5 protein-coding genes are annotated in these 3,951 nt (G+C 62.4%); 3 read left to right on the top strand and 2 right to left on the bottom strand.

Going from position 1 to position 3,951, the window contains the following annotated elements:
• The first annotated feature begins 132 nt into the window (after positions 1-132).
• Both K5E40_RS34030 and K5E40_RS34025 read left to right on the top strand, forming a co-directional pair.
• On the top strand, positions 133-525 hold the full coding sequence (locus K5E40_RS34030; RefSeq protein ID WP_001351729.1) for a cysteine hydrolase family protein: 393 nt from the start codon (positions 133-135) through the stop codon (positions 523-525).
• A 137-nt stretch (positions 526-662) separates the two neighbouring features.
• Positions 663-1,547, top strand: coding sequence for a DMT family transporter (locus K5E40_RS34025; RefSeq protein WP_000058717.1), 885 nt, complete (start codon positions 663-665; stop codon positions 1,545-1,547).
• 31 nt (positions 1,548-1,578) lie between these two features.
• Here the strand turns inward: K5E40_RS34025 and tet(A) are convergent, their stop codons facing one another.
• A complete protein-coding gene (tet(A), locus tag K5E40_RS34020) occupies positions 1,579-2,778 on the bottom strand; it encodes a tetracycline efflux MFS transporter Tet(A) (RefSeq protein WP_000804064.1) in 1,200 nt (399 codons plus the stop codon).
• 105 nt (positions 2,779-2,883) lie between these two features.
• Here tet(A) and tetR(A) point away from each other — a divergent pair, with 105 nt between their 5' ends.
• Positions 2,884-3,534, top strand: coding sequence for a tetracycline resistance transcriptional repressor TetR(A) (gene tetR(A) / locus K5E40_RS34015; RefSeq protein ID WP_000164043.1), 651 nt, complete (start codon positions 2,884-2,886; stop codon positions 3,532-3,534).
• Positions 3,535-3,565: 31 nt separating this feature from the next.
• Here the strand turns inward: tetR(A) and K5E40_RS34010 are convergent, their stop codons facing one another.
• Entirely contained in the window at positions 3,566-3,808 is a 243-nt protein-coding gene (locus K5E40_RS34010) for a transposase (protein WP_000844627.1), read from the bottom strand.
• Between the last annotated feature and the right edge of the window lie 143 nt (positions 3,809-3,951).

The raw sequence follows: 3,951 nt of genomic DNA, 5'->3' as shown, positions 1-3,951 counted from the left end.
GGTGATCACCAGCGGCTTCCAGCGCGGCTTGATGAAGGCCGTGGGTGCATCGGCCGGCACCTTGCGCAGGTTGTCGGCGTTCATCTCACGCAGGGTCTGCACGGCTGCCAGCACGCCTTGCGCGGCCGGCCCGTGCTGTTCCCCAACTTTTCGCTCGGCGAAGAGTATGAACATGCGCCGCCGGCGACGAATCGCCAAATCTCACCGTATCTCCCGAGCGGACGATTTCGCACCGGTCTGCCCGTCGAAGGGCTTGCGATCGAACGGGGCGACCTTTTCTATGCATGTCCGCGAGCCAGCGTCTTTTATGGCACGGCGCTCGACGCCGACCTTCGGACGCGCGGCGTAAGCACGCTTGTCATGGCCGGGATAAGCACCACCGGCGTTGTTCTTTCAAGCGTCGCCTGGGCTAGTGATGCGGACTACGACGTGCGTTTGGTCCAGGACTGCTGCTACGACCCGGATCGGGATGCCCACGAAGCTCTGTTGCGTTCCGGGTTCGGCGGACGTGTACAGGTCGTGTAATTTTCGGGCCTCGCATGATCGCGGCCATAGCCGCAGGTGGATTGGTGCGAGGCAGGGCCAGTCCAAGTCAGGGTGCGGTCATCGCGGCGCCTGCAACTCTCAAAAACCCATCGCCGTAGCGGAGGTCTTGTAATCGCATGTCATTACGCACGCCCGATTTATTGTTCACAGCGATAGCACCTGCCATTTGGGGCAGCACCTACATTGTCACCACCCAATACCTGCCGAACTTCTCACCGATGACGGTCGCGATGCTGCGGGCGTTGCCGGCGGGTTTATTGCTCGTGATGATCGTCCGACAGATTCCAACGGGAATCTGGTGGATGCGCATCTTCATCCTCGGCGCACTTAATATTTCGCTATTCTGGAGCTTGTTGTTTATTTCGGTCTACCGCCTGCCGGGCGGGGTCGCGGCGACGGTAGGCGCTGTGCAGCCGCTGATGGTCGTGTTCATCTCTGCCGCTCTGCTAGGTAGCCCGATACGATTGATGGCGGTCCTGGGGGCTATTTGCGGAACTGCGGGCGTGGCGCTGTTGGTGTTGACACCAAACGCAGCGCTAGATCCTGTCGGCGTCGCAGCGGGCCTGGCGGGGGCGGTTTCCATGGCGTTCGGAACCGTGCTGACCCGCAAGTGGCAACCTCCCGTGCCTCTGCTCACCTTTACCGCCTGGCAACTGGCGGCCGGAGGACTTCTGCTCGTTCCAGTAGCTTTAGTGTTTGATCCGCCAATCCCGATGCCTACAGGAACCAATGTTCTCGGCCTGGCGTGGCTCGGCCTGATCGGAGCGGGTTTAACCTACTTCCTTTGGTTCCGGGGGATCTCGCGACTCGAACCTACAGTTGTTTCCTTACTGGGCTTTCTCAGCCCGGGGACCGCCGTGTTGCTAGGATGGTTGTTCTTGGATCAGACGCTGAGTGCGCTTCAAATCATCGGCGTCCTGCTCGTGATCGGGAGTATCTGGCTGGGCCAACGTTCCAACCGCACTCCTAGGGCGCGTATAGCTTGCCGGAAGTCGCCTTGACCCGCATGGCATAGGCCTATCGTTTCCACGATCAGCGATCGGCTCGTTGCCCTGCGCCGCTCCAAAGCCCGCGACGCAGCGCCGGCAGGCAGAGCAAGTAGAGGGCAGCGCCTGCAATCCATGCCCACCCGTTCCACGTTGTTATAGAAGCCGCATAGATCGCCGTGAAGAGGAGGGGTCCGACGATCGAGGTCAGGCTGGTGAGCGCCGCCAGTGAGCCTTGCAGCTGCCCCTGACGTTCCTCATCCACCTGCCTGGACAACATTGCTTGCAGCGCCGGCATTCCGATGCCACCCGAAGCAAGCAGGACCATGATCGGGAACGCCATCCATCCCCGTGTCGCGAAGGCAAGCAGGATGTAGCCTGTGCCGTCGGCAATCATTCCGAGCATGAGTGCCCGCCTTTCGCCGAGCCGGGCGGCTACAGGGCCGGTGATCATTGCCTGGGCGAGTGAATGCAGAATGCCAAATGCGGCAAGCGAAATGCCGATCGTGGTCGCGTCCCAGTGAAAGCGATCCTCGCCGAAAATGACCCAAAGCGCGGCCGGCACCTGTCCGACAAGTTGCATGATGAAGAAGACCGCCATCAGGGCGGCGACGACGGTCATGCCCCGGGCCCACCGGAACGAAGCGAGCGGGTTGAGAGCCTCCCGGCGTAACGGCCGGCGTTCGCCTTTGTGCGACTCCGGCAAAAGGAAACAGCCCGTCAGGAAATTGAGGCCGTTCAAGGCTGCCGCGGCGAAGAACGGAGCGTGGGGGGAGAAACCGCCCATCAGCCCACCGAGCACAGGTCCCGCGACCATCCCGAACCCGAAACAGGCGCTCATGAAGCCGAAGTGCCGCGCGCGCTCATCGCCATCAGTGATATCGGCAATATAAGCGCCGGCTACCGCCCCAGTCGCCCCGGTGATGCCGGCCACGATCCGCCCGATATAGAGAACCCAAAGGAAAGGCGCCGTCGCCATGATGGCGTAGTCGACAGCAGCGCCGGCCAGCGAGACGAGCAAGACCGGCCGCCGCCCGAAACGATCCGACAGCGCGCCCAGCACAGGTGCGCAGGCAAATTGCATCAACGCATACAGCGCCAGCAGAATGCCATAGTGGGCGGTGACGTCGTTCGAGTGAACCAGATCGCGCAGGAGGCCCGGCAGCACCGGCATAATCAGGCCGATGCCGACAGCGTCGAGCGCGACAGTGCTCAGAATTACGATCAGGGGTCTGTTGGGTTTCACGTCTGGCCTCCGGACCAGCCTCCGCTGGTCCGATTGAACGCGCGGATTCTTTATCACTGATAAGTTGGTGGACATATTATGTTTATCAGTGATAAAGTGTCAAGCATGACAAAGTTGCAGCCGAATACAGTGATCCGTGCCGCCCTGGACCTGTTGAACGAGGTCGGCGTAGACGGTCTGACGACACGCAAACTGGCGGAACGGTTGGGGGTTCAGCAGCCGGCGCTTTACTGGCACTTCAGGAACAAGCGGGCGCTGCTCGACGCACTGGCCGAAGCCATGCTGGCGGAGAATCATACGCATTCGGTGCCGAGAGCCGACGACGACTGGCGCTCATTTCTGATCGGGAATGCCCGCAGCTTCAGGCAGGCGCTGCTCGCCTACCGCGATGGCGCGCGCATCCATGCCGGCACGCGACCGGGCGCACCGCAGATGGAAACGGCCGACGCGCAGCTTCGCTTCCTCTGCGAGGCGGGTTTTTCGGCCGGGGACGCCGTCAATGCGCTGATGACAATCAGCTACTTCACTGTTGGGGCCGTGCTTGAGGAGCAGGCCGGCGACAGCGATGCCGGCGAGCGCGGCGGCACCGTTGAACAGGCTCCGCTCTCGCCGCTGTTGCGGGCCGCGATAGACGCCTTCGACGAAGCCGGTCCGGACGCAGCGTTCGAGCAGGGACTCGCGGTGATTGTCGATGGATTGGCGAAAAGGAGGCTCGTTGTCAGGAACGTTGAAGGACCGAGAAAGGGTGACGATTGATCAGGACCGCTGCCGGAGCGCAACCCACTCACTACAGCAGAGCCATGTAGACAACATCCCCTCCCCCTTTCCACCGCGTCAGACGCCCGTAGCAGCCCGCTACGGGCTTTTTCATGCCCTGCCCTAGCGTCCAAGCCTCACGGCCGCGCTCGGCCTCTCTGGCGGCCTTCTGGCGCTCCTGCTGCGGCGTCCGCTCGTGGGCCGTGGCGCGGGTCCGCGCGCCGGCCTCGTGCGCCTGGCGCTCGCGGGCGAGGTCCAGGGCGGCCGTCTTCACGTTCTGCCTTGCGCAGATGAGATAGGGGAGCCCGCAGAATTCGGAAAAAATCGTACGCTAAGGTTTTCCGGGCATCCGTAAGGGCCGAAACTTCCCGTCTTCCAGTCTGCGGCTCTGCCGCCAGACGTAATCGCCGGTTAGGT

Origin of the sequence: Pseudomonas baetica (assembly GCF_019733355.1) — a bacterium.
Taxonomy (GTDB): domain Bacteria; phylum Pseudomonadota; class Gammaproteobacteria; order Pseudomonadales; family Pseudomonadaceae; genus Aquipseudomonas; species Aquipseudomonas baetica_A.
This window is presented reverse-complemented; position numbering and strand designations above follow the sequence as displayed.

Bases quoted from the DNA above. Each gene is read 5' to 3' on its own strand.
- K5E40_RS34025 (WP_000058717.1), top strand. From the start codon at position 663: ATGTCATTACGCACGCCCGATTTATTGTTCACAGCGATAGCACCTGCC.